Raw genomic sequence first — 26,788 nt, 5'->3', positions numbered from 1 at the left:
CTGCGCCAGGAGGCGCATCCCGGAATGACGAGAGAGATGCTTACTCCGCCGCGGCCTGGAACGGCCCGAGGTCGCCGAGCGGTACGGTGGCCAGCGCGTCGGCCAGAACGGCGAAATCGGCGGCCACCTGCGCAAAGCGCGGTGAGCGCTCGCGGCGGCGTTCATCCATATAGATCGCGCGGTTGAGTTCGAGCTGCACGGTGTGCAATCCGCTTGCCGGGTTGCCGTAATGCTCGGTGATGAATCCGCCGGCATAGGGCTTGTTGCGGCCGATCGAATAGCCGAGCCCGCTCATGACGTCCTCGACGACGTCGGGCAGCAGCGCGGCGCAGCTGGTGCCGTAGCGGTCGCCGATCACGATATCGGGCCGCCGCGGCTCGTCGCGCGACACGCCGATCGACGGCATCGAGTGGCAATCCACCAGGATCACGGTGCCGAACGCCTGGTGCGCCTTGTTGATCAGCCGCCGCAACGCGCGGTGGTAGGGCTTGTAGAGCGCCTCGATCCGGCCCAGCGCCTCATCGACATTGAGCCGCTCGCGGTAAATCTCCTGACCGTCGCCGACCACGCGCGGGATGGTGCCGAGACCGCCGGCGACCCGCATCGAGCGGGTATTGGCAAAGCTCGGCAGCCGGCCGGTAAACATGCGCGGATCGAGCTCATAGGGCTCGCGGTTCACATCGACATAGGAACGCGGGAAATTGACCCGCACCGTCGGAAAACCGCGATCGCTCAAATCGGCGATCAGTTCGTCCATGAACGAATCCTCGGAGCGGCGCAATGCTGCCAGATCGATCCGGGACGCGTTGAGGAATTCCAGCGGATAGACCGAGCCGGAATGCGGGGAATTGAAGATGATCGGCCCCCGCCAGCTGGCCGGCTCCACGATCTCGAACGGAGGCGACAGTTCGCCATCAAACTGGGTCATCGTCGGGCGCCGTCCTTGGATCCGTGCTTCCCAGGCAGTCGATCAAGACAGTCGATCAAGTCTCGCGATAGAGCAACCGATTCTGCCGGAAAACCAGAGATTTTATGAGAATGCATTGTCGGTAATCACAATCATTCTGCCAAGTGAAAAAAGCCGCAATGGTGCTGGAACACATCTCAAATGCGGAAAACGCCTGCCTTGATTGATCTCTGGCGCGTTCCGGTACAGAAATAGCGCCGCTCTGCGTGACCTGCACACTGCTGCCTTTCACCCGATCTTTACCGTCTGTCGGGCTTAGTGTGCGGACTGCCCCTCCAAGCCGGATTCGACGACAGACCGCCATGCACAAAATCCTCCTCGCCGAAGACGACAACGACATGCGCCGCTTCCTGGTCAAGGCGCTGGAAAACGCCGGATTTCAGGTCTCGCCCCATGATAACGGCCTGTCGGCCTATCAGCGGCTGCGCGAGGAGCCGTTCGAGATGCTGCTGACCGATATCGTGATGCCCGAAATGGACGGCATCGAGCTGGCGCGCCGCGCCTCGGAACTCGACCCCGATATCAAGATCATGTTCATCACTGGCTTTGCGGCCGTTGCGCTGAATTCCGATTCGGAAGCCCCGAAAAACGCTAAGGTGCTGGCCAAGCCGGTCCATCTTCGCGAATTGGTCAGCGAAGTGAACAAGATGCTGGCGGCCTGATTCGGACTATTCAAAAGCGTTTTCGAGCGAAGTGGGTACCGGTTCGCGTGAAGAAAACGCGTCAAAACAAGAAGTTTTACCTCGAAATCACACCGGAAATTACCCAGAAGCGTCCTTGCGGGGGCGCTTTGGAGCCGATATACGGACCGCACCCAATACGATCAAAGCTGGAGCGGGATGGTCATCCCAATCTAGGGCGCGTAGCTCAGCGGGAGAGCACTACCTTGACATGGTAGGGGTCACAGGTTCGATCCCTGTCGCGCCCACCAGCCTTCGCTCGCTTCGCGAGCTACGGCTCGGCAAGCCGGAACGTATCGTAGCGAAGCGAGCGAAGGCTGCCTCGCCGAAGCCCCTTGGCGTAGGCGGGCTGGCGCCGCGATCTCCGCTCCACCTCACATCCCCAAATTCTTCATCGCCGCCGCCACGGCCGCGCCCACCAGCATGGCGCTAAGCGCGCTGCGGGTGACGGCGGCCACGATCGCGGCCGCCGCGACGGCCATCCAGATCCGCGGCGCCGCGGCCAGCGTTGTCGGGACGACGATCGAAATCAGAACCGATACCGCCATGTATTTGAGGAACGCCTCGATGCGCGGCGTGATTTCGACGTAAGACATGATCCAGACGCCGCCGACCCGCGTCGCCATCGTGATCAATGTCAGCAGCAGGACAGCGGCCACCGCCGCAACAATATCAACCATGGCGCCAGGTTCCGACGATCCCGCCGGCCAGCGCGCCCGCGATGATATGCCAGCCCGGCGGCAGAACATAGGTCCCGATCACGGCGACCGCCGCCGCCGCGAGCCACGGATACAGGTCTTTGGCCCCCTTCCATTGGCCGACGACGACGGCCGCGAAATACGTCACCATGACCGCATCGAAGCCGAAGCGCGTGAGATCGCCGAGAAATGAACCCGCGAGGGCGCCGACCGCTGTGCTGGCGATCCATATCAGCCACATCGCGATGCCGCTGCCGAACAGAACGCCGGCGTCGATTTCTCCCCGCTCGCGCGCGGACATCGCATAGGCAAAATTGGCGTCGCTGAGCCAGAGCAGCGCCCCCAGCCGTCGCATGACCGGAATCTGCAGCAGCCACGGCGCGAGCGCCGCGCCGAGGAGAATGTGCCGGGCGTTGACGGCGAGCACGGTGAGCGCCAGCGTCGCCAGCGGCAACGGCGCATACCAGAGATCCAGCAGCGCGAACTGCGAGGCGCCTGCATAGATCGCAATGCTCATCAGGACGCTGACTTCGGGCGGGATGTTCTTGGCGGAAGCGGCGACGCCAAACGCGATGCCGAACGGGATCAGGAATACGGCGATCGGTGCGATTTCAACGCAGCCACGCCACACGCCTTTTGCGGTGAAGCGTGGACGTTGTGCCGATTCGGTTGCCGTCGTCTGCGCCGCCATGCGGCTATTTGAAAGCGAAGCGCTGGTTTGGTCAATCGGGTCGGCGCCTGTTGCGGTTGTATCAATCCACCACTGCAACCAGTCGTATCCTTCAATCCCTGCGCTGCTCATTGGTCGTCTGTCGCAAATCCATCAGCGCGCCAAGAACGGCCGGCGAATGCAGGGCGGCAAATGTCTCGCGTGGGCTGAGGAATGTGGCCGCCTCGTCGAAGGTTTCGGCATCCTCGATCTTGGCGCGCGCGATCGCGAGATGCGGATCGACCTCGCCGCGATTCCGCGGCCTTGGGCCGGACAGATTGCCTAGATGCGCCTCGCGCAGGTCGGCGTCACGGCGCAGTTCGAGAAGCGGGCAGGAAACCGCCCGGTGCGAGGCGCTGGCCAGTTCGTTGGCCCGCAGCAAGACCTGCGGTGGCGAGGTCTCCTCCGGTGTCTTGAACAGGCTGGAAGCAGCGCCTGCGCTGGCCGAGGAAGACAGCGTGGCAAGCGGAATGGCAAGCAGGAGGCCGAGAATGACCGGCATCATCCATAGCAGCAGCGGCAACGACACCGCGTAGGCGCTGATCGCCATCGCGACGCCAAAGAATGTCGGAACCGAATATTTGCGAAGCGTATCCTGACGCGACACCACGCCGTCGTCGCGGCGTTGAACCTGCCATCCGGCATCGCGCCCCAGCAGGATCTCTCCGACCGCGGACGATTGGAAGACCATCATCACCGGCGCCGTCAGGCCCGAAAGGAATGTCTCGGCGCAAATCCCCGCAAGGGCCCGAAAGCCGCCGCCGAACTTTCTTCGCTCGTCACGATGGGTGAGCATGACGATATAGGCGAGCAGTTTGGGCAGAATCAGCATGCCCATCGTGGCGACGAATACCCAGGCCGCCAGGATCGGATCCTGCGCGGGCCAGGTCGGAAACAGCGAAAATCCCTTCGGAAAATATTCCGGCCTGACAAACTGCGCCTGCAACGAGACCAGGATGCCGAGTCCCAGAAAGATGAACCAGAGCGGCGCCGTCAGGTAGGATCCGATCCCGGTCAGGAGATGGAGCCGTGAGACCCAGTGCAGGCCGCGCGACGGCAGCACTGCCAGATGTTGCAGATTGCCCTGACACCAACGCCGGTCGCGGGCGGCGAAATCCAGCAGCGATGGCGGGCATTCCTCGTAACTGCCGCCGAGCGTGGGCGCCATATGGATGGCCCAGCCGCCACGCCGCATGAACGCGGCCTCGATGAAATCATGGCTGAGGATGTGCCCGCCGAACGGCTTGCGGCCCCTCAGTTCGGGAAGGGCGGCGTAGCGCGCAAAGGCGCTGATGCGGATGATGGCGTTGTGCCCCCAGTAGTTGCCTTCGGATCCATGCCACCAGGCAATGCCGGCGGCGATCAGCGGACCGTACAACCGCCCGGCAAACTGCTGCCATCGCGCGAACAACGTTCTGGCGTTGACCACGATCGGCAGCGTCTGGATCAGCGCGACGTGTCGATGTTGCTCCATCGCGGCGACAAGCCGCACGATGGTGTCCCCCGTCATCAGGCTGTCGGCATCCAGAATAAGCATGCACTCATAGTCGGAGCCAAACCGCCTGACCCAATCCTCGATATTGCCGGATTTCCGCGCGGTGTTTTCCGGACGGTGACGATAGAAAATCCTGGCTGACGGCCCGGCTTCATGCCGGAGTCGAAGAAAACACTTTTCCTCGGCGATCCAGATCCCGGGATCGGTCGTGTCACTCAGAACGAACCAGTCGAACTGGCAAGCGTATCCGGTTTCCTCGACCGATTCGCAAATGGCGCGCAGCCGGGCCAGAACGCGATAGGGGTCCTCATTGTAGGTGGGCAGCAACATCGCGGTCCGGCTTTCGATCGCCGGCAGGGCCGCGCTGGCGTCGATGCCGAGTTCGTCCTTGCGTCGAAACAGCAGCACGAAGAAACCGGCGATCGCCGACGTGAAGGAAAACGCAATCCATGCAAACAACAGCACGAACAACACGAGGATCATCCACTCCAGGATCGTCACGCCTCCGACCTGGAGCACCTGGTACATTTCGTAGCAGCCGGCCAGGGTCAGCATGACGGTGCCGGCAAGGATGCATGCGCGCCTGGGCCATGCCGTCGTGAAATCCGCGGCTTGGGCTTGCGGTTGGAAGCGCTGCTGCTGCGGGAGCGCCATTTCCATTGGCGCCTCCCGCGGCAGGAATTGATTGGAGGGATCGCTGCGCTGAAGCGATCCGTGGACCTTCCCTAGGGTGTCCATCGATATACCCAGACCTCCGATACCGGCTCGTTCTCCTGCATGAGCGATGCGCGTATCTCGACGGGGTTCTTCTCCTTCAGGAGTTCGAAACTCAAACGCCAGCCGCCCGAGGCCGGATTCGGCTGGGTAACGATGTTCTGGATCTTGGCCTTCTCCGCGGTCACAACGCCCCGCAGAACCTTTGGATCGACGGACTTCAACTTGTCGCCGATCAAGTCCAGCACGAACAGCGTCGCGTTATCGCCTCTTGCGCCGATGCCGGTTCGGGAAAACCGCGCCAGCGGGGACGGCTTCGGAATATCGGGGCCCCAGTTCAGCCGATAGGTGTAGGTGTGTTCGCCCTTGGCCTGCAAAGCGGCCTTGGGTTGCCAAAAGCTCGCAATATTGTCGTGCACTTCTTCCTTGGTCGGAATTTCGATCAGCTTGACCGAACCTTCGCCCCAGTCTCCGATCGGCTCCGCCCACAGACTTGGCCGCCGCTCGAAACTGGATTCGAGGTCCTGGTAGGCGAGAAAATCCCGCTGGCGCTGCATCAACCCGAAGCCATGCGGGTTGAGGTCGGCGAAGGCGCTGATCTGAAGATCCCTGGGATTGTGCAGCGGCCGCCAAAGCTCCTCGCCGCGGCCGTTGGACACGAACAGCCCGTCGGAATCATGGACGGATGGCCTGAAGTCGTCGACGTCCTTGCGGTCGTTCGGTCCGAAAAAGAACATGCTCGTCATCGGCATCAGGCCGGCGCGCTCCAGATTCACTCTGGGATAGATCGCCATTTCCACGTCGAAGACGGTGGCATCGCCGGGCCGGATGGTGAAGCGATAGGCCGCCGCCGCACTTTCGCTGTCGAGCAGGGCGTGCACCACAATGGATTTGGCGTTGGCTGCCGGCTTCTCGATCCAGAATGCCTTGAACGACGGAAACTCTTCGCCCTTGGCTTCGCCGGTGTTGATCGCAAGCCCGCGGGCCGACAGCCCATACAATTGGCCCTTGGCGACGGCCCGGAAGTAGCTCGCGCCGAGGAAGACACAAACCTCGTCATAATAGTCGGGCTTGTTGATCGGCGCATGAAGCCGAAAGCCGGCAAAGCCGAGATCGACACCTGCGCCGGGCGGCGCCAGCTTGCCGAATGAAAAAAGGTCGGGCTGGTAGGCGATCTTCGCTGCCTGGCCGTCCTTTACCTCAAAGATATCGACCCGGTTGGCGTAGAAAAATCCCCGATGAAAGAACTGCGCTTCGAAATGCAGCTTTTCGCCGCGCCAGAGCGCGCGTTCCGGCAAGAACCGTATTGCCCGGTAACGATCGTAATCCAGATCCTTCAGATTATCCGGCAGCTTGTTGTCGGGCGCCTTGAACGCTTTGCCGGCGAGATCACGGGCCATTTGCCGCACAAGAGACCGGTCGAACGGCATCGGCTGCGCGTGCGCGGAGGTCAGGAGTCCTGGCGCCGCGATCGATACGAGCGGCAGGGCGGAAGCTGCAAGGAAATCTCTGCGGTTCACAAAATCACTCGTGGTTGCTGGCGACCATGAGCAACGCAGTGCAGCAATAACGGTTCCTGCGCACGGAACCTGATTGCCGGTTTTTCCTGCTCCAGCAGGGCTTAGTTGGCCAATGTGTGGCTTATTCGCGTGACCACGCGGTCCCATTGCCGTTTTTCCGCGGCGGGATAATTGATCAGGACGCAATTCATATAGCCGGCCGAACGGTTACAGCGGTTGTACCAAATCCGGTCGTTGCGGATGCTGGACACCACGAAGAAGTTCGGCGTCACTCTTTTGTAGATGATGCCAGGCGGCGGATTCTTCTTCGCCAGAAACGCCGCGGGCGAGTCGTTTTCGGGATTTGCAACCGATTGGATGGTCAAATCAGCGCGGCGATCGTCGGTGTAGAAACGCCGCCCGGTTCCACCATCCGGCAGTTCGGCGTCCGTGCTGAAAATCGTCACCGGAATTTCGACGTTGGTTCCGGTGCTGGGGATTACATACCTCTGCCACTCCACGTTGGCTGCCAGGACGGTCGCCGGGAGGAGAACGGGAACAAGAGCCGTGAACAGGCGGAACGTGCGCACCAGGAGATCTCCGGTTCGATCGAAGCACAATCGAGCCGATCGGCATTCGTTCCATAATGGACTGCACGTTCGGTGAGGACGTCGACCCGGGGCAGAGCCCGGAAGTCGGGCTAAGCCAAACCTTTGCCCGCGATATGCCGTCCCGCGATGTACCCGAACGTCAGCGCCGGCCCGAGCGTAATCCCCGCGCCCGGATAGTTGCCGCCCATGATGCTCGCCATGTCGTTGCCGACAGCGTAGAGGCCCGCGATCGGCTGGCCGTCGGCGCCGAGCGCCTGGGCGTTCGCGTCGGTCCGGATGCCGGCATAGGTGCCGAGATCGCCGATCACCATCTTGATCGCATAGAACGGCCCGTCCTTGATCGGCGCGATGCAGGGGTTGGGGCCGTGCAGCGCGTCGCCTTGGTAGCGGTTGTAGGCGCGCGAGCCTTTTCCGAACGCCGGGTCCTGTCCATCGATGGCGGACTTGTTGAATTCGGCGACCGTCGCCTCGAGTCCCCTGGCGTCAATGCCCGCTTGCGCAGCGAGTTCGGCCAGCGTCGCGCCGCGCTTGAGATAGCCGGTGCGCAAGTGATGGCCGAGCGGCATCGGAAACGGCGGTACGCAGCCAAGGCCGTATTTGCGCAAGGCGCGATGATCGCACAACAGGAACGCCGCGATCTCCTCGCCGGGTTTTGCGACCTTCATCATGTCCTGCACGAAGTCGTGGTAGGAATTGCCTTCGTTGGCAAAGCGCACGCCTTCGCGCGTCACCGCGATCACGCCGGGTTTGGCGCGGTCGATGAAATGCGGCATCACGCCCTTGCTGCCGTCCTTGCGCGTGGTGATCGAGACCGGCACCCAGGCCGCGGCGTTGGGCAATGAATCCTCGGCGCGTCCGCCGGCGGATTCCGCCAAACGCAAGCCGTCGCCGGTGTTGCCGATCGGGCCGGGCGAATAATGCTCGTTGCCGGTCGGCGCATGCGGGAACATCGCCTTGCGCCTCGCCACATCGTGCGGAAAGCCGCCGCAGGCGAGGATGACGCCGCGCTTTGCATGAATGCGAATCTTGCGCCCGTCGCGTTCGACGATGGCGCCGCGCACCGCGCCGCTATCGCTGATCAGTTCGCGCACCGGCGACGCCAGCCATAGCGGGATCTTCAAATCGAACGCCGATTTGGCGAGGCGTCCGGCCAGCGCATTGCCGTTGGTGAGGTTCATGCCGCGGCCGTGGCGGATCACGTCGACCAGATGCTTCGACAGCCGCTTGGCGACGAACAGCGCCGAGGTCAGCGACTTGGTCGCGCGCATGAAGTGGACGATCTCCTTGCCGGAGCCCAGCATCATGCCGAACACGGTGAGTTCGGGCAGGGGCGCGCCGATATCCTTGAGGTGCTCGCCGAGTTCACTTCCGTCGAACGGCCGCGTCACCATCGAGCGGCCGCCTTGCGTGCCGCCCGGCGCTTCTGCGTGATAATCCGGAAAGGTCAGCGGCATGTCGAAACGCACCGCGGTCTTTGTGGTGAAAAAATCCACCGCTTCGGGACCGGAGGTCAGAAACGCATCGACGCGGGCGGCATCGTAGGAATTTCCGGCCTCATGCCGCAGATAGGTCCGCGCCTGCTCGGGGCTTTCGACGATGCCCCAGTTGCGGGCCAGCGAGGTGCCGGGAATCCACAGCCAGCCGCCGGAACGCGCGGTGGTGCCGCCAAAGCGCGGCTCCTTCTCGACGACCAGGACCTTGAGCCCCTGATGCCCCGCGGTGACCGCCGCCGACAGGCCGGCACAGCCCGAGCCGACCACCAGCACGTCGCATTCGTAAGTTTCTTGTTGTTCGTTGCCCGCCACGCGATCCACCCATTGTTCTTGTTCTGGGCGGACATTGGAGGCGGATAGATTTGTCTGTCAATGCGCGCTTCTCCCCTCTCCCCTTGTGGGAGAGGGTGGCTTCGCGAAGCGAAGACGGGTGAGGGGTTCTTTCACCACGGTACGGCTTGGATGGGGATAGAGACCCCTCATCCGGCGCTTCGCACCACCTTCTCCCACAAGGGGAGAAGGAAATAAGGAGCACCTCACTTGGCAAACGGGTTCTGCCAGCCTCCGCGACTCGCCGGAGCGCGCGGCGGATAGGCCGCTTCGAGATAGCCGAGGACCACGGCGCGATCCTTGTCGTCGAGCGGCGGCATGTTGTGCCGCCTGATCATCAGGTTGATCGAGTCCTCCCACTGCGCGCGCGTCAAACCTTGCTGGGCCACGAGCTTGAAGCCATGGCAGGCGGTGCAGGCGTAGAAGGTCTCGTCGCGGCCGGTCCCGGCGGCAAATTCCTCCGGGCTTTCATCACGCGGCGTGAAGGCGGTCTGGGCGATCGCCGGCGTCATCCACAGCAGTGCGGCGACAGCCATTCCCAAAGGTCGCAGCATCAGCCCACCAGCACCGCGATCCGGTGCATGGCGTTGCCGCCATAGCCTTGCGGATTCCAGAAACCGGCCTGGTGCGGCTGCATCGTCCCCTTGGAGTCGGTCGCGCGCGTCCAGATTTCAAAATAGCCGTCGGAAGCCAGCTTCACGCTCGCGGTCCAGCGCTGCCAATCATACTTGTTTTTCGGCTTTTCCAGTTTGGCCCGCTGCCAGCTCGCCCCGAAGTCGATCGAGACGTCGATCTGCTTCACCGTGAGATCACCAGCCCATGACGCGCCGCGCAGTTTCAGCTCCTTCGTCCCGGCCGCGAACTTGGCGCCGTTCGCCGGGCTGGTGATGACAGAGCGAGCTGGCATCGATTCCAGGATCCGGAAATTCGCCGGATCGCCCTTGTCGCCGGGGATCATCGGCTTGATCGGAACGCGATAGGAAAATTCCGTCATGCCCGGGCCGTCATGCTCCTTGTCGCGGATAGTGATCTTGGTCAGCCATTTCTGCGACGCCGAGCCCGGCCATCCCGGCACGATCAGGCGCACCGGCCCGCCATGAATGTTCGGCAGCGGCTGGCCGTTCATGGCCCACACGATCAGCGTGTTCGGATCCATCGCCTTCTCGATCCGCACGCCCCGCGAGATGCTCGGTTTGCTGGCGTCGCCCGACAGATGCAGGTCGGCCGCATAATGCGCGGTGTATTTTGCGCTTGGCTTCAGCCCCGCGCTCTTGAGCACATCGGCAAGCGGCACGCCGGTCCATTCGGCACAGCCGACCCCGCCATTGCTCCACTGGTTGCCGCGCGCCGGCGGCGAGAATGCCCCGCGACCGTTGCCGCCGCACTCCAGCACGATGCGCCGCGTCACCGCCTTGTATTTCGATTTCAACTCGCCGAGCGTGATCTCGATCTTGTTGTTGACCTCGCCGTCGATGGTGATTTTCCAGGCATCGGGATTCTTCGTCTCGTCCGGCAGCTGCCCGTTGTTGCGGATGAAGAATTTCTCGATCGGCGTGGTGTCGTCGTCGAGCAGGCTCTCCGGCGTCTCCGCCACCAGCGGCTTGTCGCCGAGCAGGATGAGCTTTTCATTCTTGCCGGGGAATTTCAGATATTGCGGCCCCTTCGGCGCGGCGGCCGCGGGCGCCGTGCCTTGTGCATAGGCGGCGGAAAAGTCGGCGCCGCCGCCGGAAATGCCGAGGGTGACGCCGAAGGCAGCAAGACCCGTCGTCCCCAGGAATCTGCGCCGATCGATCTGCATGCTGTTCTCGCTGCTGGCGGCCTTTCGCTCCGTATGCGTCATAACGTTTCTCCCCCGGTCCTTGTTTCTTGCGGGTTCAGCCGGAATCTTTCCCGGCCCCGCTTGACGCGAGTATTTGCGCTTTGCCGCCGTGCCGCAAGGCCGCGCATATCGCTCGCTATGCGTCCACCCAATGTCTGCCACCCGGTCGGTTTCCACGCTCGACCCTTGCGCTGCCGGGGCATCGGCGGCACATTTGCGGCGCGGCGGAACGGTCGCCAATAACGAGATATCCCAGGGAAACGCCATGGCGGCCACGCGGATCGACTGCGACATCCATCCCGCGGTGGGCGGAACCCGCACCACGCTGCTGCCCTATCTCGATGATCACTGGAAAGAGCAGGTCGTCAGCCGCGCCATCGACGGCCTCGATCTCAATTCCTATCCGCCGAGCATGCCGCTGTCCGGCCGCGCCGACTGGCGCCCCGCCACGGGCAAACCGGGCAGTGATTTGGCGATGGTGCAGCGCGGTGCATTCGACCAGCTCGGCGCCAGCCACGCCATCTGCAACGTGCTCTACGGCGCGCAGGCGGTGTTCGATCCCTATATGGCCGCCGCCTTCTGCAAGGCGATCAACGACTGGATCGCGGCCGAGTGGCTGTCGAAGGACAAGCGGCTGCGCGCCTCGATCGTCGTGCCGATGCAGGCGCCGGATCTCGCGGTCGAGGAAATCGAGCGGCTTGCCGGCGATCAGCGGTTTGTCTCCGTGCTGGTGCTGGCGCAGGGCGATCAGCTGCTCGGCAAGCGGCACTTCTGGCCGGTGTACCAGGCGGCCGAGAAACACAAACTCCCCATCGCCATCCATGCCGGCAGCCAGTATCGCGGCGCGCCGAGTTCGATCGGCTGGCCGTCCTACCGCTACGAATTTTATTTGATGGAGGCGCAGGCGTTTCAGGCCCAGATACTGAGTCTGGTCTATGAAGGCGTGTTCGGCAAATTCCCCGGCCTCAAAGTGGTGCTGATGGAATCAGGCGTCAGCTGGCTGCCCGCCTTCATGTGGCGCGCCAACAAGACCTGGCGCGGCGTGCGCGTCGAGGTGCCCTGGGTCGAGCGCGAGCCGGCCTCGATCATCCGCGACCATTTTCGCGTGACGATGCAGCCGTTCGATGGCCCGCCGGATGCGGCTGGTGTCGCCGATATCATCGAGCAGATCGGTTCCGACAAGATGTTCCTGTTTGCGTCCGATTATCCGCACTGGCAGTTCGACGGCGATGACGCCATGCCGCCGCATCTGCCGGCCAGTATCGTTTCGCGTATGTGCGTCGACAATCCACTTGAAACGTTTCCGCGGCTGAAGCTTGCGGCTTGAACTACCTCATAAGGAGGATCGCATGAGCGACGTCATCGACCGCCCGATTCTGGAACAGGAAGTCGCCGCCAAGAGCCGGCTGCGCATCATCGATTGCGACGTGCATCCAAGCATCCATGCGCATACCGACCTCGACCAGTTCATGACGAAGCGCTGGCAACAGCACTTCAGGGAATATGGCAGCCATCTGCGTACGCCCTATATCGGCACCACGCCCTATCCGCGCTCCTCGCCCTTGATCGCGCGGCGTGACGCGTGGCCGCCGACCGGCGGGCCTCCCGGCTCCGATCTCGCCTTCATGCAGAAGCAGCACCTCGATCCGCTCGATGTCGAGTACGGCATTTTGCAGGTGCTCGACCTCTTCATCTTCTCGCAGCAGAACCTGGAATTCGGGGCCGCGATCCAGCGCGCCATCAACGACTGGCAGCTTGCCTTCTGGTCCGATCGCGATCCGCGATTGAAAGCCTCGATCCTCGCCGGCCAGGACGACACGGCGCTTGCGATCGCCGAGATCGAGCGTTGCGCCAAGATCGGCCGCTACGTGCAGATCAATGTCTGCCCGCGCGCCAACGAACCGCTGGGACGGCGGCGTTACTGGCCGATCTATGAGCGCGCCCAGGAACTCGGCCTGCCGCTCGGCATTCACGTCGGCGGCTATGGCGGGCACGCGCCGACCGGCGGCGGCTGGCCGTCATATTATGCCGAGGAGCACCAGAGCAACGCGCATACCATGGCGTCGATGCTCTGCAGCCTCGTGCTCGAAGGCATTCCCGAACGTTTCCCCAAACTGAAGATCGTGTTCATCGAAGGTGGCTTCGGCTGGATCCCGCCTGCCATGTGGCGGATGGACCGGCATTTTGAAACCTTCCGCAGCGAGGTGCCGCATCTGAAGCGCAAGCCGTCGGAATATGTGAAGGAGCATTTCTGGTTCACGACACAGCCGATCGACGAGCCGGATGAGGCAAAACATTTGCGCTCACTGATCGAATGGGTCGGTGTCGATCGCCTGCTGTTCTCGTCGGATTATCCGCACTGGGATTTTGACGATCCGCGCTTCGCGTTCAGGACACCGCTGTCGGAGATCGAGCGGCAGAAAATCTTCAGCAGCAATGCCCGCGCGGTCTATAAGTTATGATGGTTTAAGCGAGACATGACCCGGCACATCGTCGCCCGCACGTCAGACATCCCGCCCGGCGGCAACAAGGTCTTTGGCGTCGAGGGCCGCGACATCGTCGTGTTCCACGTCAATGGCGAGTTCTTTGCGCTGCTCAATCGCTGTCCGCACGCTGGTGCGCCGCTGGAGAAGGCGGCGTGCGTGGCGCGGTTGACCTCGCCGGAGCCCGGCGTCTATCAGCGCTCGCGCGTCGGCGAGTTGCTCCGATGCGCCTGGCACGGCTGGGAATTCGACATGCGCAACGGCCAATCCTATTTCGATCCGAAGCGCGTCAAGATCCGTTCCTACCCGGTTGCGATCGAACGCGGCGAAGAGCTTACTCAAGAACTTGCCAAAGGTCTTGAAGACCTCGAGAAGGGCCCCTATGTGGCCGAGACCTTTGCGGTCCATGTCGAGGACAGCTACGTCATCATCGAGACCTGAACCGCCGCAACATCTTTCTCTTTTTCATCCCACCGAAGGAAAAAGCATCCCATGACGCACGCCATTCGTTTTCACAAGACCGGCGGTCCCGAGGTTCTGGTCTGGGAGGAAGTCCAGGTTGGCAAGCCCGGTCCGGGCGAGGCGCGCATCCGCCACACCGCGGTCGGTTTGAACTTCGTCGACATCTACAACCGTTCGGGGGTCTATCCTCAGCAGCTGCCGAGCGGGCTCGGCAGCGAGGGCGCCGGCGTGGTCGAGGAAGTCGGCAGCGGCGTCACCGATCTGAAGCCCGGCGATCGCGTCGCCTACGGTGCCTCACCGCTCGGGGCCTATTCCGAGGCGCGGCTGATTCCTGCCGATCGGCTGCTGAAACTGCCCGATGGGATCGATGACAAGACCGCGGCCGCGATGATGCTGAAGGGCCTGACGACGCAGTACCTGATCCGCCAGACCTATCGCGTCAAATCCGGCGATACCATCCTGCTGCATGCCGCCGCCGGCGGCGTCGGCCTGATCCTCGGCCAGTGGGCCAAGCATCTCGGCGCCACCGTGATCGGCACCGTCGGCAGCGAGGAGAAGGCGAAGCTCGCGCAGGCCCATGGCTGCGCCCACACGATCATCTACACCAAGGAGGATTTCGTGAAACGCGTCGACGAAATCACCGGCGGCGCCAAGGTGCCGGTGGTTTATGATTCCGTCGGCAAGGACACGTTCCTGAAATCGCTCGATTGTCTTGCGCCGCTTGGCGTCGCCGCGCTGTTCGGTGCGGCCTCCGGTCCGGTCGAACCGCTCAATCTCGGCCTGCTGGCTGCGAAGGGATCGCTCTACGTCACCCGCCCGACGCTGTTCACCTACGCCGCCAAGCGCGAAAATCTCGTCGCGATGGCCAACGAACTGTTCGAGGTCGTGAAATCAGGCGCGGTCAAGATCGAGGTGCATCAGACCTATCCGCTAAAGGACGCGGCAAAGGCGCATGCCGATCTCGCTGCACGCAAGACCACCGGGTCGACGGTTCTGACGGTGTGAGGCTGCCGCTTTTCGTCATGGCCGGGCTTGACCACCATCCACGACTTTGCCGGTATACAAAAGTAAGTCGTGGATGCCCGGGTCAAGCCCGGGCATGACGGCGTTCCTCGTTGGTCTGACCGACCACGTAAAACTTTACTAAAATCCGCCTTCACGCCCGCACGGCCCCTCAACGCCTCCTGTGTATCTCTGGTTGCGATAACTCAGGGGCTGAGATGACGGATTTCTGGATAGTCGGCGGCTTGATGGCGGGGGCGTTCGCGTCGCCGCTGTATTTCCTTGCCATGCGGTGGCTCACCAGATCGCAACGCGCCGCTTTCTTTGTCCTGATCGGCGCGCTTCTGCTGGCGGTTTCAGCGCAGATCTACAACAGCGCGATCGCGGGACATTATTTGTCGCTGGCCGACATCCTCGCGATGTTCAGGCCGCTGTCCTTCCTCGCGCTGACGCTGGGCTGGTTCGTGTGCGGCTTACTCCATGCGCTGGCTTTCCTCGGCCGGGCATGGGCGCCGCAGCCGGCGCGGCCGGCATCGTTGCACAACTAGGACATGGACTCATTAACGCGCAGCCCTGGACGGATCGCCGCAAGCTGAACGACAGCCGCCGCTTCCAAACTATTTCGCATTCAATCGAGGTCTCAAGCCAATGGATGATGACGACGACAGTTGGCTAGCCGAATTATTTGAGCGCGCAGGCGACCCGGACCGTGCAAAACAGCTGCCGGCCTGGGCCCTGCTGTTCCACTCGCCGTTCGACCGTTCCGACGACGCCACGTCGTGGATCGGCGGCGCGCCCAAAGCGCCGCGCAATTTCGAATGGCCGAAAGACACGGACGGAACGCCGCTCCACTTCATTGCCCAGATTGACCTCGCGTCGTTGAAGGCTGAACCGCAGACCGGATCGCGGCCGCCGGGATTGCCGGCCGAAGGTGCCCTGCTGGTCTTCATCGGAAAATCCTGGGCCTGCCGGATCCTGAGCGCAGCCCAGATTTCCCAGGCGGTAATCCTTCCGCCGCCCGACGACCTCGCGCCGGTCAGAAAGCACGGATTCTTCGGCGAAGGTCGAACGTTTCTCCGCCGGCCCGTCACCCCGACTGCGTATCTCGACACCGGCGACGAACGCCCGGCGTCACTCGCGGATCGCTTCAAATCGCCGCTCGACTGGATCGTCAATTGGGGTATCGCCGCGCTCGAAGCTGAGTGGGTCATCCGCAGCCTCACATTCGATCTGAACGACGGCTTGCAGTTCTTCGCCTGGCGGGAACGCTTGCCTCAGGATCAGGCCCGCGAACAGGATCTCAAGGAGGTCATCCGCAACAAGGTTGCGCATTACGGCGTCCTCAAACGCAAGGCGCCGAGCGTGATCGCGGCCCTCGAATCCTGGCGCGACCTTGCGCTCTCAAAGACCCAGGACGAGACTATCGACAGGGACGCATTGGGCGCAATCATGCGCTTGCGCCTTGAGCTGCATAACGAGATGCAGCCGCACATGTCGAAGCACATGCTCGCGGGCAGGGCCGTGGCGGTCTGGGACGCGATCCTGCGGCAGCATCCGCGCCTCCGCCATGGCGAAAGCTATGACGAACTCCCGTCGTGTTACCGTCCCTTCGTCGAGATGCGCGAGACCGGCTGGCGCGGCCACCGGCTGTTCGGGATCGAGCCGGAGTTTTCAAACAATTGGGAAGATTTGCGCGGGCAGGATTGCGTCATCAGCATCTTCGCCGATGAGCTGCTCGAGACAAAATCGGAGCACGAGTACGGGCTCTCGATCTGGTGCCCGCGCGACCGCATCGCGCAAGGCCTGTTCGACGAGGGCCAATTGATCCGCCATTGCGCCGTTTAACCGCCCTGATTAATGAGTACGCGGCCTAGGTCAGCCCCTTCACCATCGCCCGCACGATCACTGCGATCTCCGCGCGCAGCGCCTCGACCGGCACCGCGATCAGCTTCTGTTCGAGGCCGAGCAGCACCATGCCGTGCACCGCGGAGAACAGGCTGCGCGCGGTGACGCCGAGTTCGCCTGGAGATCGTGACGGCAGCAACGAAGCGAGCGGCTGGAAGATGTGACGGAACAGCTCCATCTGCTCGCTGACCGCCCATTCCGGTATCGGTTTGCCCGGCGTCATGCGGTGTTCGAACAGCGCGCGCCAGAGTTCGAGATTTTCGGCGGCGAAATCGCAATAGGCGACCGCAATGCGCACCAGCGTCTCGGTCGGCGAGGGGGGACCCGCGCTTTCGGCCTCGCTCAGCGTAGCATCGAGCCGCCGCAGCGTGCGCGATCCCACCAGCAGGACCAGTTCGTCCATATCGTCGACCAGATTATAGACCGCGCCATTGGCGCAGCCGATTTCCCGCGCCAGTTCTCGCGTCTTCAGGGCCCCCAAACCGCCCGCGGAAATGCTCCGTTCCGCCGCCAGGATCAAATCCTCGCGTAATTTTGCTCGTCTTTCCAGTACTTTAGACATGTCTTCCATTTTTCTTGAGCAATGCTCAAAATAGTTCTTGAGCAATGCTCAAGATGTGCTACAACACGTTCATGAGCAACGCTCATAACACAGGGAGCTGCAAATGTTCAAAACTGTTTTGACGCTTTTCCGGGGCAGCGTGGCTGCGGCGGAAGAAGAACTGGAGGACCGCTCGGCGCTTCTGATCCTCGACCAGCAGATGCGCGACGCCGCCGCGGCGGTCGAGCGTTCCAAGCGCACGTTGGCGCTGGCGATCGCCGGCGATCAGCAGGAGGGCCGCCGGCTCGACGCCACCAACGCCCGGATCGCCGATCTCGAAGTGCGCACCACCGCGGCGCTTGATGCCGGCCGGGAAGATCTCGCCCGCGAGGCCGCGCAAGCCATCGCCAATCTCGAAGCCGACCGCGACGCCGCGATGACCGCGCGCACGCTGTTCGCGTCCGAAATCACGCGGATGAAGCGCCAGGTCGCCGGTGCGGAGTCGCGGATCACCGAGCTCGATCGCGGTCGCCGCATCGCCCGTGCGTCCGAAGCGGTTCGCGCCATGCGCCGCGGCGGGGTGGAAGCGACGCGGCCTTACGAGGCCACGCTGCCGGAAGCCGAGCGGACGCTGAAGCGTCTGCGCGAACGGCAGATGGAAGCCCAGGCCGCCGACGAAGCCCTGATCGAACTCGACGCCGCCTCTGGACCGCTGGCGACCGCCGAGAAGCTCGCCGAACAGGGCTTTGGACCACGACTGAAGTCGACCGCTGACGACGTGCTCGCGCGGCTGAGCGCCAAGCGTGCGCAAACGACCTGAACTTACTTTGTGAACCGAGCTCAATCGAACTCAGTGCCGTAACACCCAACTTCAAACGTCCACACACAGGAGATTATCATGAACCAGAATGTCCAACCCCACAGCAATGCCTGGGTCACCTTCACCTATGTTTCGTTCGCCGCCTCCGTCTTCATGGTCGCCGTCGGCCTGTTCTATCTGCCGATCGATCTCTGGATGAAGGGCTATCTCACGATGGGCATCATCATGATGGTCCAGTGCTGCGTCACCCTGACCAAGACCGTCCGTGACATGCACGAAAGCGGCAAGCTGGTGAACCGCATCGAAGATGCGAAAGCCGAGCGCCTGCTGATGGAAGTTTCGAAGGCCGCGTAAACCTGTGGCGCGTGCTGGCGAACGCGGGCGGTGGATGCTTTTAGCGTCCGCCGCTCGTTTCCCCCGGGGGGCGCCCCGGCCTATCAACGATTGTGTCGAAGCCGTATCCCGCGCGAACTCCACGCCAAGGCATGAGAAAGGTAACGACGATGCACGTATCTTCTGAGAATTCTCTCGATGATGATAGCATGCGCGGCGGGCCGGCATGGGCCGATCCACCGTCGCCGCGACGGGCGCTCGTGTTCCTGTTGCTGGGTCCGATCCTTGGAGTTCTCGTCGCCTTGGCACCCGACGTTGCGAGCGGGGGACTTAACGCCTGGCTCGTGCTTATCGGCAAGCAGGTGTTTGTCATCGCCCTGCTGGTATCGGCAATCACCGGGCTCGTCGACGGCATCCTGTCCCGCACCTTGTCGATCTTCTTGCGGGCGCCCCTGATCGCGATCGTCGGCGCCGTGGCCGCCATTGGTCTGCCGGCCGCTTTGCTCGGACCGCTGCCGCAGGAGATGTCGGTGTCGCTTGCGATCGGCGGCGCATTCTGTATGGGCGTATGCTCAGTGCTGTCGCACGAATATGGCCGTAGCCATCTGCAATGAAGGACTGACTTCAATGAGCCGACCGTTTGTCTTCCTGCTGCTGGGCCCGTTGTCGGTCGTTCTGACGACCTGGGTCGCGGTTGGAATGCCCTTTGAAAGCTTTGTCCCGCCCATCGCGTTGGCGTTGTTCTTCTTCACCTTGCCGGTATCGGCGATCGTGGGGATCCTTGATGGACAACTGGCCCGCGCGATGCCGCTTCTGCTGAGGGCGCCCGTGACGGCGCTGGTCGGCGCGGCGGCGGCCATGCTGCTGCCGCGCGCCCTGCTTGGACCGATGCCGCAGGACATGTCGGTGCCGTTCGGGCTCGGCGGCGCATTCTGCATGGGCGTGTGCTCGTTGCTTGCGCACGACTATAACGCCAACAAAACCCGGCCCGACGACGTCAGCGGTTCCACGTCATGAATCATTTGAAATGGCCGCTCAATCTATCGTTTACCCTTGCGCAACCTGAGGGTGCTTTAATCATATCTCCTTAACTGGCGCGGGCGCAGAAATCGCTGGCGGAAGTTCCGCAACGGGATTTTCGTCACCGGGCCGGGACCGGGGTCCTTCATTTCAGCCGCATCAGCAGGATGGCGCCATGAACCAGAACGTCCAGCACCACAGCAACGCGTGGGTCACCTTCACCTATGTCTCGTTCGCGGCCTCGGCCTTCATGGTCGCCGTCGGCGTCTACTTCCTCCCAGTCGATCTCTGGATCAAGGGCTATCTCACGATGGGCATCCTGATGCTCGTGCAGTGCTGCGTCACCCTGACCAAGACGGTGCGCGACATGCACGAGAGCGACCGGATGGTGAACCGTCTCGAGGACGCCAAGGCCGAGCGGCTGCTGATGGAAGTTTCCAAATCAACGTAATCGGTCCACGTAACCTGAGCGCCGTGGCTGGCGAAGGCAGACGGCGGGTGCTTCGGCATCCGCCGTTTGTCGTCCGGCACGATGTCTGCCTCGATGTCTGCCTTGATGTTTGCCCTGCGGATTGTTTGACGCCGCCAACACATCGTTTACCCTCTCGCCACCGCAACGTGCCGCACTCATGGCTCCTTAACGGGCCCGGCGCACAAATCCGGATCGGGTGCGGGCAGGTGGCATGGCGTCTTCTGGGAGCGGCAATTCGGCGATCCGTCATGGCCTCGGGCAGATCAGCTCCGCGGCCGGGCGCCTGCGCAGCTATGGCGCGTTCTGGCTGAAGGCGTTCTCGCAGGAAACCATAGATCTCACCTTGCGCACCCATACCGGCCTGCAGACGCGGATCGTCGAAAGCCCGGGTCTGTCGCTATCGCAACAGGATCTCGACGCACTGGTCGCGGATTTGCGCACCGTCGCCGGCAAGACCCTGCCGGCGGGCAGCCTCACCTACGGCATCTTCTCCGGCGAGCGCGAACGCCTGTCGCGCGCTATCGTCACGCTGATCCGTGAAGAAGCCACCGGCCGCCCGATCGCCTTCAACGCGCTGTCGGTGATGTCCGTCGAGCTCGACGGCGAGGAGCAAGAGGTCACCCATCTCGGCCTCGTGATGGTCGACCCTGACGTGCAGGGGCAGGGGCTGTCCTGGGTTCTGTACGGCCTGACCACGCTGGTGCTGTTCGCCCGCGACGGGTTTCGTCCGAAATGGATCTCGAACGTCACGCAGGTGCCTTCCGTGTTCGGCATGGTCTGCGACACGTTTTCGGATGTATACCCTTCGGCCGATGCCGGCGCACGGCAGAGCTTTGCCCATCTGCAACTGGCGCGCGGCATCATGCGGCACCATCGCGCGGTGTTCGGCGTCGGTGATGAGGCCGGGTTCGACGAGACGCGCTTCGTCATCACCGACGCCTATACCGGCGGATCTGACGCGCTGAAGAAATCCTGGGACGTCGCGCCAAAGCATCGCGACGAGCACTACAACGCGTATTGCCTGCGCGAGCTTGACTACGCCAGGGGCGACGATGTGCTGCAGCTCGGCCGCGTCGATCTCGCCGGCGCGCGGCGCTACCTGCAGCGCGAGGTGCCGGCCGGTTCGATGCCGGCGCTGCTGGCGGCCTCGGCCGTGCTGGCGCTGCAACGCCTGGTGCTTCCTGTGATGCACTGGATGGACGATACGCGCGCGTTCGGCACCCTGCGGCCGCGAGGGAGCGGCCGATGAGCCCGATGCCATCAGGCGTGATCGCCGATTCCATCGTCAATCTCTGCGGCGCGCTCGGGCTTTGCGTCGCCATGTTCGCGCTCTATCGGCGCGATCCCAGGAGCCCATTGACCCTGCGCCTGCTCCTGCTGCTTGGCGTGGTCGCGCTATTGTTCTTCACACGCGGCATTGCCTGGTGGACCGGCAGCGCGCTGCTCGATCGGCTCTCTTTGATTCCGGCAGCGCTGCTGCCGCTCGGCGCGCTGATTGTCACCGAAGGCATTTTGCGGCGTCACGCGCCGCGTGCGGCCAAGATCGCGGCATTGGCGGGCGCTGTCGTGATCGGCCTCGGCGGCGTGTTCGGGCTGGAGAGCTACACGACGCCTTATGCGATCGCGCTGGCGATATTCCAACTTACGGGATTTGTCGTTTGTGCGTGGCTGTTGGCGACGCGGGATCGTACCTCGCTGCTGGCCTCCGAAAACCGCAGCATCGGCCGCCTCGCGGCCGGCGCGCTGATCGTGATCCCCTTCATCGTCACGGATTATCAGGCGCTCGCGCCTGATATGCCGGTTCGGCTCGGCGCGCTCGGCGCGCTATTGGTCGTCACCGCCGTCCTGATCGCAGGCAGCGGCACCGAAACGCGGCGGCAGGGTATCCTGATGACGGCGCTGCGGCTGGTGAGTTCCGCATTGCTGGGTGCGGCAGCCGCCTGCGTGTCGCCGGATGTCGATGCCGCGCAGATCATGCGCTTTTGCGCGATCGCGATTGCGGGCGTGCTGACCATCGGCCTGATGACCGATACGCTGCGCGCGCTGTTCGAAGCGCAGGTGCCCGGCGTTTTGAATTCCGTCGCGGCGTCCGCGGCCCGTACCCGCGACGAATTGATCGAGGAACTGGCGCGCCATCCGATGTTCGAAAGTGCCCGGCGCTACCGCGAAAGCGACCTTGCCGCCTACGATCCGCCACTGCTGCGGAACCTGCTCTCGACGCGCCGGGTGTTGCGCCGTCCCGAAGCGCCATGGGGGCTTGCCGCGACGGATCCCGCGGTCGAACGGTTGATGTCGCTGATGAAGGCCGGCAATGCCACGCATGTGATTATTTTGTCGCATCAACCGGTCGATCTGCTGGTGCTGGCCGTTCCCGTCATTTCCGCCGATCCCGCCACCGAAACCGCGCTCGCGCTGGTGCGGCGCATCCTCGCATTGACGCCGGAAGCGGCGTGACTGGCGACATCAAAATGTGTTAGGTGCCTGACATGTTACGCGGCAAGCGTTCTTCATGACAGGTGCGGCTGATGGACAAGCAAGCGATGCGCGAGGAGGCCGAGCGCCTGATCCGCGAGACCATGGAAAAGAGAAACCTGACCATCAAGCAGGGCAATACGCGGATCGAGACGACTTGCGGCAAATGCGGCGCGCCAAACCGCCTGCAGGCCGAAAAAGGTGCCACCCGCGTCAAATTCGCCTGCAAGCAATGCGGCCACAAGCAAGAGACGCTGTGACGCCAGGCCGTCATTGCGAGCGCAGCGAAGCAATCCATGCTTCGGCTTGGAGCGCCATGGATTGCTTCGATGCGCTCGCAATGACGAAGACAATGAATCCCTATTCCTGGTTCAGAACAGGCCCGGCAGCAACATGGCGACCCGTTCGCGATACTTGCGATATTCGTCGCCGAAGAACGCGACCAGGTCGCGCTCTTCCAGCCAGATGCCGACGAAGATGTAGGCCGTCGTCACGGACGCGAACAGCAAATGCCCCAGCGTCATGACAGGCGTTGACCAGAAGGCGATGATAAAGCCGAGGTAGATCGGATGCCGGATCAGGCTGTACAGCCCCGGCGTCCTGAACGCGATGGGCGCGGTCAGGCGTCCGGCGAAATGCGCCACCACCTGCGTCAATCCGAACAGCTCGAAATGGCTGATCAGGAAGGTGCTGTAGAGCACGATAAGCCAGCCCATGAAGCCAATCGCGGTCACGACGGCGGCGAACACGGGGCCTTCGATGTTCCAGACCACCGCCGGCATCGGCTGCCACTGCCAGAACAGCAGGATCAGGCTGAGGCTGGCGAGCAGGACGTAGGTAGAGCGCTCGATCGCCGGTGAGGCGAAGCGCGCGAACAGTCTTTTGAAGCCCTGCCGCGCCATGCCGCTGTGCTGCACGGCGAAGATCGACATCAGGATCAGGTTGATCAGCAACGCCGTCGGCAGCGAAGCGGCCGGGCCGCTATTGATTGTCTTGGGCACGACCAATTGCGAGACGAAGCCGACCGCGTACAGGAACGTGCCGAGGAAAATCAGATAGGCGAGGCCGCCGTAACAGAGGGCCAGCATTCTCATCGCAAAGGAAGGGATGGCAGGAGGCGTACCTGTTTGCATCGTAATCGACATCTTCAATCTCCTTAGAAATATGCAGTTACTCGGAAATCGCTTCGTTCAAGCCGTGTCAGGCGGCGCGCTTGCGCTGCCTCGCTGCAGCCAGGACCTGGTCGAGCGGGCCGCAGTAGATGCGGGCCTTGTCCAGTCGGCGTTGATCGAGCTTGCGCTGCGCGATCGACGCGGCCTCTCGCTCATGGTGGGCGATCGCGGCCGCCACCTGGCCATTGAGGAAGCGCCTCAGGCGCGCGGCCAGGACGAGGATCTTCCTCAGCAGGGTTGGCGTCGTCGTGGATTGGAACGGCGCAAGCGCCCGCATGGCATGATGCTGGCCGCGTTGCCGTGCGGCAACGGGCCGTCTGGCGGAATATCCGTAAGCGTGGAAATCAGATGAGCCGATCATGGGTCGTCTCCGGTTGTATGATCCTTGACCCGTCTGTAAATTGAACTGCGCCCTCACGCTTGGCGGACTCCTTCAGGAGACGTTGGTTTTTCCTCCGCCAGAGGTTGATTTCGATCTGCAATGCTGAGGATTGTGGCGCGGCCTCGGCTGAGGTGGTAATGAAATACCGATTTTCCAATTTCGAGATCGACCTTGGCCAACACGAGCTGCGCCGCGAGGGTGTGTCCGTCCACATCGAGCCTCAGGTCTTCGATGTCATTGTCCATCTGGTGCGCAACCATGACCGGGTTGTCAGCAAGGATGAGTTGATCGACACGGTCTGGCATGGCCGGGTGATCTCGGAAGCCGCGTTCTCCAGCCGCATCAATGGCGCAAGACGCGTGCTTGGCGACAACGGAACGGATCAGCTTTTTATCAGGACATTGCACCGGCGCGGCTTCCGGTTCGTCGGCGATGTTCAGGCGGTCGCCGCGTCGGATGCCGATGCGGTCAGGCTTGCGCCTGACGATACCGCGTCAGCGAGTGTCGCTCCCGCGCGGGTCTCGATTGCCACCGACGTGTCTCATCTCGACGATGTCGTCTCGGAAGTCGTAAAGGCGGAAGCCACCGCGCGATCGTCGATCGCGGTGCTGCCGTTTGAGAACATGTCGAATGACCCGGAGAACGACTATTTCAGCTACGGCCTGACCGAAGACATCATCCGCCTGCTGGCGCGCAATCGCTGGCTTTCCGTGATCTCGCGCCACTCAACGGTCGGATTCGGGGGGCGCGTGGTCGATGCGCGTGAGGTCGGTGACCAGCTCGGCGTGAGTTATGTGATGTCCGGCAGCGTTCGCAAGAGTCGCGACGCGGTCAGGATCACGGCGGAACTGGCCCGTGCTGCAGACGGAAAACAGCTTTGGTCCGACAAATACGATCTCCAGCTCGAGAATATTTTCGATATCCAGGAAGAAATGGCGCGGCAGATCGCGGCCACGATCGAACCGGAGCTGTCGAAGGTCGAGCAGCAGCTCGCTGCCCGCAAGGCGCCGGAAAGCCTGGATGCCTGGGATTGCTACCAGCGCGGCCTATGGAATCTATGGCGATTTACCACACCGGGGTTTGACCAGGCGGAGGCCTATTTCAGGCGCGCGATCGAAGCCGATCCGGATTTCGCCCGCGGCCATGGCGCGCTCGGCTACGTCAATGTTCAGCGCTCGCTGTATGACGATCCCAGGGATCGCCCGGCGCGGCTGGAGACGGCGTTGCGCCAGGCGCGTGTCTCCGTGGCGCTCGACGACCTCGATTGTTTTTGTCACTGCGTGCTCGGCCGCGCGCTGTGCCTGACCCGTCAGAATGATGAAGCGCTGGCAGCGATCGACCTGTCGCTGGAACTCAATCCAAGCTTTGCGCAAGGGTATTTTGCGCAAGGGTTCAATCTACTGTGGTACGGGCGGGAGATCGAAGCGGAAACGCTGCTCGATCGAGCGACCATGCTCAGTCCGCGCGACAGCCATCTTTGGAGTTTCCACCACGTGCGCTCCTGGGCGCATTTCTCGCTCGGTGAGTACGACATCGCCGTCGAGTTTGCCCGCAGGGCAACCCGGCAGCCCAATGTCCCGTATCGGGCGTTTGCAACACTGGCAGCCTCGCTCGGCCGTCTCGGCGAAAAGGCGCAGGCCGAAGCCGTGGCCGCTGAACTCCTGCAACGCAAGCCGGGCTACAAAACCGATACCGCGCGGCAGGAGCTCTTCTTCTGCAATGATCAGGGCTTCATCGACCGGTTCATCGCGGGCCTGCGCGTCGCCGGCATATCCGGCGGCTAGGAAAGCGGCTATTTCACCCGCAGCTTGAGCGGGATGACCTGCTTGTCGGAGCAGGTCATGGTGCCGTTGTAGCCATCAGACAATGGTCCGCTGGCCGTGCATTCGGTGCCCGGCATCGACAATGTCGCGTTCAATTGGGACGAAGCCGAAATCTGCAGCCGCATTTCGCCCTTTTTCTCCACCGGGCCGTCCTGCGTGCACAGGCCGATATGCTTCAGCACGAGCGGGCCACGGTAGTCCCTGATGCGCCCGGATGCCGTTTCGGTGACGGTGGCAGTCACTTCCCATTCCCCGAGAAAGCCGGAAGTGCCGCTCACCTCGAGCGCGCGCGCCGGCCACAACGTCGCCATGACGCCCAGCATGACAGCCGGACCGAATGCTTTCACAACCTGCTCCCGTGCGAGTTGGCCTATGATCCTTATCACTTATCGCCAGGTCGGGTAAGGGAGCAGAAATTGCAGGATGGGTTGAGCCCTCCGCGAAACCCATCACCTTCATAGCCTACGAGTGATGGGTATCGCTTCGCTCCACCCATCCTACGCGGTGCCCCGCGCTGATTGTTGGGTGCGACAATTCAACCCGACGGGCAAATCAGTTCTGAGTTTCAGAAATCGTGTCAAGCCCCGAAATAAAAAATATTTCTGTTTACCGGAAGGCAAATCAGGTGCATATCTTTGCCCATCCCGTCCTACTCAGAAGGGCGTCGGCCGTCGTCACGGACGTTGGGCGGGTTGCGGTGGACGCTTGTTTACGCTGAGACGATGGCGTGGATTAAGCGTACGGCAAAACCGTGTGGTCCTGGCACCCGTTGTAGGTGTCAAGCTGTCGGGTAGGCGAAAGCTGAACGACAGCGACGGAGTCAACCAAGAACTCGTCTCCGGGGAGATCACGGCATAAGCCGTAAAGCCATTGCGCAGGGAAGGCC

The 26,788-nt window shown here is 62.7% G+C and carries 29 protein-coding genes and 1 tRNA gene; 17 read left to right on the top strand and 13 right to left on the bottom strand.

Translation table 11 applies throughout. From position 1 onward, the window contains the following. Positions 1-40 precede the first annotated feature (40 nt). Entirely contained in the window at positions 41-928 is an 888-nt protein-coding gene (locus JQ609_RS31245; protein WP_212276527.1) for an N-formylglutamate amidohydrolase, read from the bottom strand. A 341-nt stretch (positions 929-1,269) separates the two neighbouring features. Between JQ609_RS31245 and cpdR the strand changes: the two genes are divergently transcribed. Continuing rightward, positions 1,270-1,629, top strand: coding sequence for a cell cycle two-component system response regulator CpdR (cpdR, locus tag JQ609_RS31240; protein WP_074823489.1), 360 nt, complete (start codon positions 1,270-1,272; stop codon positions 1,627-1,629). A 194-nt stretch (positions 1,630-1,823) separates the two neighbouring features. After that, positions 1,824-1,898: transfer RNA gene (locus JQ609_RS31235), tRNA-Val, on the top strand. Between the two features lie 123 nt (positions 1,899-2,021). Here JQ609_RS31235 and JQ609_RS31230 read toward each other — a convergent pair. From JQ609_RS31230 to JQ609_RS31195, 8 genes are all read right to left on the bottom strand, one after another. Next, the gene (locus tag JQ609_RS31230) at positions 2,022-2,327 is read right to left on the bottom strand and encodes an AzlD family protein (protein WP_212276526.1); all 306 of its coding nucleotides are present in this window, start codon (positions 2,325-2,327) and stop codon (positions 2,022-2,024) included. Then, positions 2,320-3,036, bottom strand: a complete 717-nt coding sequence (locus JQ609_RS31225) for an AzlC family ABC transporter permease (protein WP_212211438.1) — start codon at positions 3,034-3,036, stop codon at positions 2,320-2,322. Before JQ609_RS31225 ends, JQ609_RS31230 begins: the two co-directional genes overlap by 8 nt. A 91-nt stretch (positions 3,037-3,127) precedes the next feature. Next, entirely contained in the window at positions 3,128-5,287 is a 2,160-nt protein-coding gene (gene mdoH / locus JQ609_RS31220) for a glucans biosynthesis glucosyltransferase MdoH (protein ID WP_212276525.1), read from the bottom strand. Then, the gene (locus JQ609_RS31215; protein WP_312014916.1) at positions 5,275-6,783 is read right to left on the bottom strand and encodes a glucan biosynthesis protein G; all 1,509 of its coding nucleotides are present in this window, start codon (positions 6,781-6,783) and stop codon (positions 5,275-5,277) included. The genes mdoH and JQ609_RS31215 overlap by 13 nt, the downstream gene beginning before the upstream one ends. Before the next feature lie 101 nt (positions 6,784-6,884). Beyond that, a complete protein-coding gene (locus JQ609_RS31210; protein ID WP_409411212.1) occupies positions 6,885-7,352 on the bottom strand; it encodes a hypothetical protein in 468 nt (155 codons plus the stop codon). Between the two features lie 110 nt (positions 7,353-7,462). Continuing rightward, positions 7,463-9,178, bottom strand: a complete 1,716-nt coding sequence (locus JQ609_RS31205; protein ID WP_212276524.1) for an FAD-dependent oxidoreductase — start codon at positions 9,176-9,178, stop codon at positions 7,463-7,465. 224 nt (positions 9,179-9,402) lie between these two features. After that, entirely contained in the window at positions 9,403-9,732 is a 330-nt protein-coding gene (locus JQ609_RS31200; protein WP_249128619.1) for a hypothetical protein, read from the bottom strand. Between the two features lie 17 nt (positions 9,733-9,749). Beyond that, positions 9,750-11,036, bottom strand: coding sequence for a sulfite oxidase (locus tag JQ609_RS31195; RefSeq protein ID WP_212276522.1), 1,287 nt, complete (start codon positions 11,034-11,036; stop codon positions 9,750-9,752). Between the two features lie 244 nt (positions 11,037-11,280). On the opposite strand from JQ609_RS31195, the gene JQ609_RS31190 reads away from it, so the two are divergent. The 6 genes from JQ609_RS31190 to JQ609_RS31165 all read left to right on the top strand — a co-directional run bounded on the left by JQ609_RS31190 (position 11,281) and on the right by JQ609_RS31165 (position 16,807). Further along, positions 11,281-12,342, top strand: a complete 1,062-nt coding sequence (locus tag JQ609_RS31190) for an amidohydrolase family protein (protein WP_212211429.1) — start codon at positions 11,281-11,283, stop codon at positions 12,340-12,342. A 22-nt stretch (positions 12,343-12,364) separates the two neighbouring features. After that, complete coding sequence (locus JQ609_RS31185) at positions 12,365-13,477, top strand: amidohydrolase family protein (protein ID WP_212276521.1); 1,113 nt, start codon at positions 12,365-12,367, stop codon at positions 13,475-13,477. A gap of 15 nt (positions 13,478-13,492) precedes the next feature. Further along, positions 13,493-13,939 carry a Rieske (2Fe-2S) protein gene (locus JQ609_RS31180; RefSeq protein ID WP_192740362.1) on the top strand — a complete coding sequence of 149 codons (447 nt, stop codon included), beginning with the start codon at positions 13,493-13,495 and terminating at the stop codon, positions 13,937-13,939. 51 nt (positions 13,940-13,990) lie between these two features. Next, positions 13,991-14,965, top strand: coding sequence for a quinone oxidoreductase family protein (locus tag JQ609_RS31175; RefSeq protein WP_192740361.1), 975 nt, complete (start codon positions 13,991-13,993; stop codon positions 14,963-14,965). Positions 14,966-15,180: 215 nt separating this feature from the next. Then, positions 15,181-15,510, top strand: a complete 330-nt coding sequence (locus tag JQ609_RS31170; protein ID WP_212276520.1) for a hypothetical protein — start codon at positions 15,181-15,183, stop codon at positions 15,508-15,510. A 100-nt stretch (positions 15,511-15,610) separates the two neighbouring features. Further along, positions 15,611-16,807, top strand: coding sequence for a DUF1963 domain-containing protein (locus tag JQ609_RS31165; protein WP_212276519.1), 1,197 nt, complete (start codon positions 15,611-15,613; stop codon positions 16,805-16,807). A 25-nt stretch (positions 16,808-16,832) separates the two neighbouring features. On the opposite strand, the gene JQ609_RS31160 is transcribed toward JQ609_RS31165, so the two are convergent. Next, a complete protein-coding gene (locus JQ609_RS31160; RefSeq protein ID WP_212276518.1) occupies positions 16,833-17,429 on the bottom strand; it encodes a TetR/AcrR family transcriptional regulator in 597 nt (198 codons plus the stop codon). 103 nt (positions 17,430-17,532) lie between these two features. On the opposite strand from JQ609_RS31160, the gene JQ609_RS31155 reads away from it, so the two are divergent. From JQ609_RS31155 to JQ609_RS31120, 8 genes are all read left to right on the top strand, one after another. Continuing rightward, complete coding sequence (locus JQ609_RS31155; RefSeq protein ID WP_212276517.1) at positions 17,533-18,228, top strand: PspA/IM30 family protein; 696 nt, start codon at positions 17,533-17,535, stop codon at positions 18,226-18,228. A 78-nt stretch (positions 18,229-18,306) separates the two neighbouring features. Continuing rightward, positions 18,307-18,582, top strand: a complete 276-nt coding sequence (locus JQ609_RS31150; protein WP_192740356.1) for a YiaA/YiaB family inner membrane protein — start codon at positions 18,307-18,309, stop codon at positions 18,580-18,582. Between the two features lie 188 nt (positions 18,583-18,770). Next, complete coding sequence (locus JQ609_RS31145) at positions 18,771-19,175, top strand: hypothetical protein (protein WP_212276516.1); 405 nt, start codon at positions 18,771-18,773, stop codon at positions 19,173-19,175. Positions 19,176-19,188: 13 nt separating this feature from the next. Then, positions 19,189-19,578, top strand: a complete 390-nt coding sequence (locus JQ609_RS31140) for a hypothetical protein (RefSeq protein WP_212276515.1) — start codon at positions 19,189-19,191, stop codon at positions 19,576-19,578. Positions 19,579-19,756: 178 nt separating this feature from the next. Further along, the gene (locus JQ609_RS31135; protein WP_192740352.1) at positions 19,757-20,032 is read left to right on the top strand and encodes a YiaA/YiaB family inner membrane protein; all 276 of its coding nucleotides are present in this window, start codon (positions 19,757-19,759) and stop codon (positions 20,030-20,032) included. Positions 20,033-20,264: 232 nt separating this feature from the next. Then, positions 20,265-21,302 (top strand): hypothetical protein, encoded by a 1,038-nt coding sequence (locus JQ609_RS31130; RefSeq protein ID WP_212276514.1) that lies wholly within the window; start codon positions 20,265-20,267, stop codon positions 21,300-21,302. A gap of 5 nt (positions 21,303-21,307) precedes the next feature. Beyond that, positions 21,308-22,507 (top strand): hypothetical protein, encoded by a 1,200-nt coding sequence (locus JQ609_RS31125; protein WP_212276545.1) that lies wholly within the window; start codon positions 21,308-21,310, stop codon positions 22,505-22,507. Positions 22,508-22,578: 71 nt separating this feature from the next. After that, entirely contained in the window at positions 22,579-22,785 is a 207-nt protein-coding gene (locus JQ609_RS31120) for a hypothetical protein (RefSeq protein WP_192740350.1), read from the top strand. Positions 22,786-22,896: 111 nt separating this feature from the next. Here JQ609_RS31120 and mddA read toward each other — a convergent pair whose 3' ends face one another. Beyond that, complete coding sequence (mddA, locus tag JQ609_RS31115) at positions 22,897-23,670, bottom strand: methanethiol S-methyltransferase (protein WP_212276513.1); 774 nt, start codon at positions 23,668-23,670, stop codon at positions 22,897-22,899. A 55-nt stretch (positions 23,671-23,725) separates the two neighbouring features. Continuing rightward, complete coding sequence (locus tag JQ609_RS31110) at positions 23,726-24,058, bottom strand: hypothetical protein (protein WP_212276512.1); 333 nt, start codon at positions 24,056-24,058, stop codon at positions 23,726-23,728. 158 nt (positions 24,059-24,216) lie between these two features. Here JQ609_RS31110 and JQ609_RS31105 point away from each other — a divergent pair, with 158 nt between their 5' ends. Further along, positions 24,217-25,863, top strand: coding sequence for a winged helix-turn-helix domain-containing tetratricopeptide repeat protein (locus JQ609_RS31105; RefSeq protein WP_212276511.1), 1,647 nt, complete (start codon positions 24,217-24,219; stop codon positions 25,861-25,863). An 8-nt stretch (positions 25,864-25,871) separates the two neighbouring features. Here JQ609_RS31105 and JQ609_RS31100 read toward each other — a convergent pair whose 3' ends face one another. Continuing rightward, on the bottom strand, positions 25,872-26,249 hold the full coding sequence (locus JQ609_RS31100; RefSeq protein ID WP_212276510.1) for a hypothetical protein: 378 nt from the start codon (positions 26,247-26,249) through the stop codon (positions 25,872-25,874). Positions 26,250-26,788: the final 539 nt, after the last annotated feature.

The sequence above is a fragment of the Bradyrhizobium sp. AUGA SZCCT0169 genome, assembly GCF_018130085.1.
GTDB lineage: Bacteria > Pseudomonadota > Alphaproteobacteria > Rhizobiales > Xanthobacteraceae > Bradyrhizobium.
This window is presented reverse-complemented; position numbering and strand designations above follow the sequence as displayed.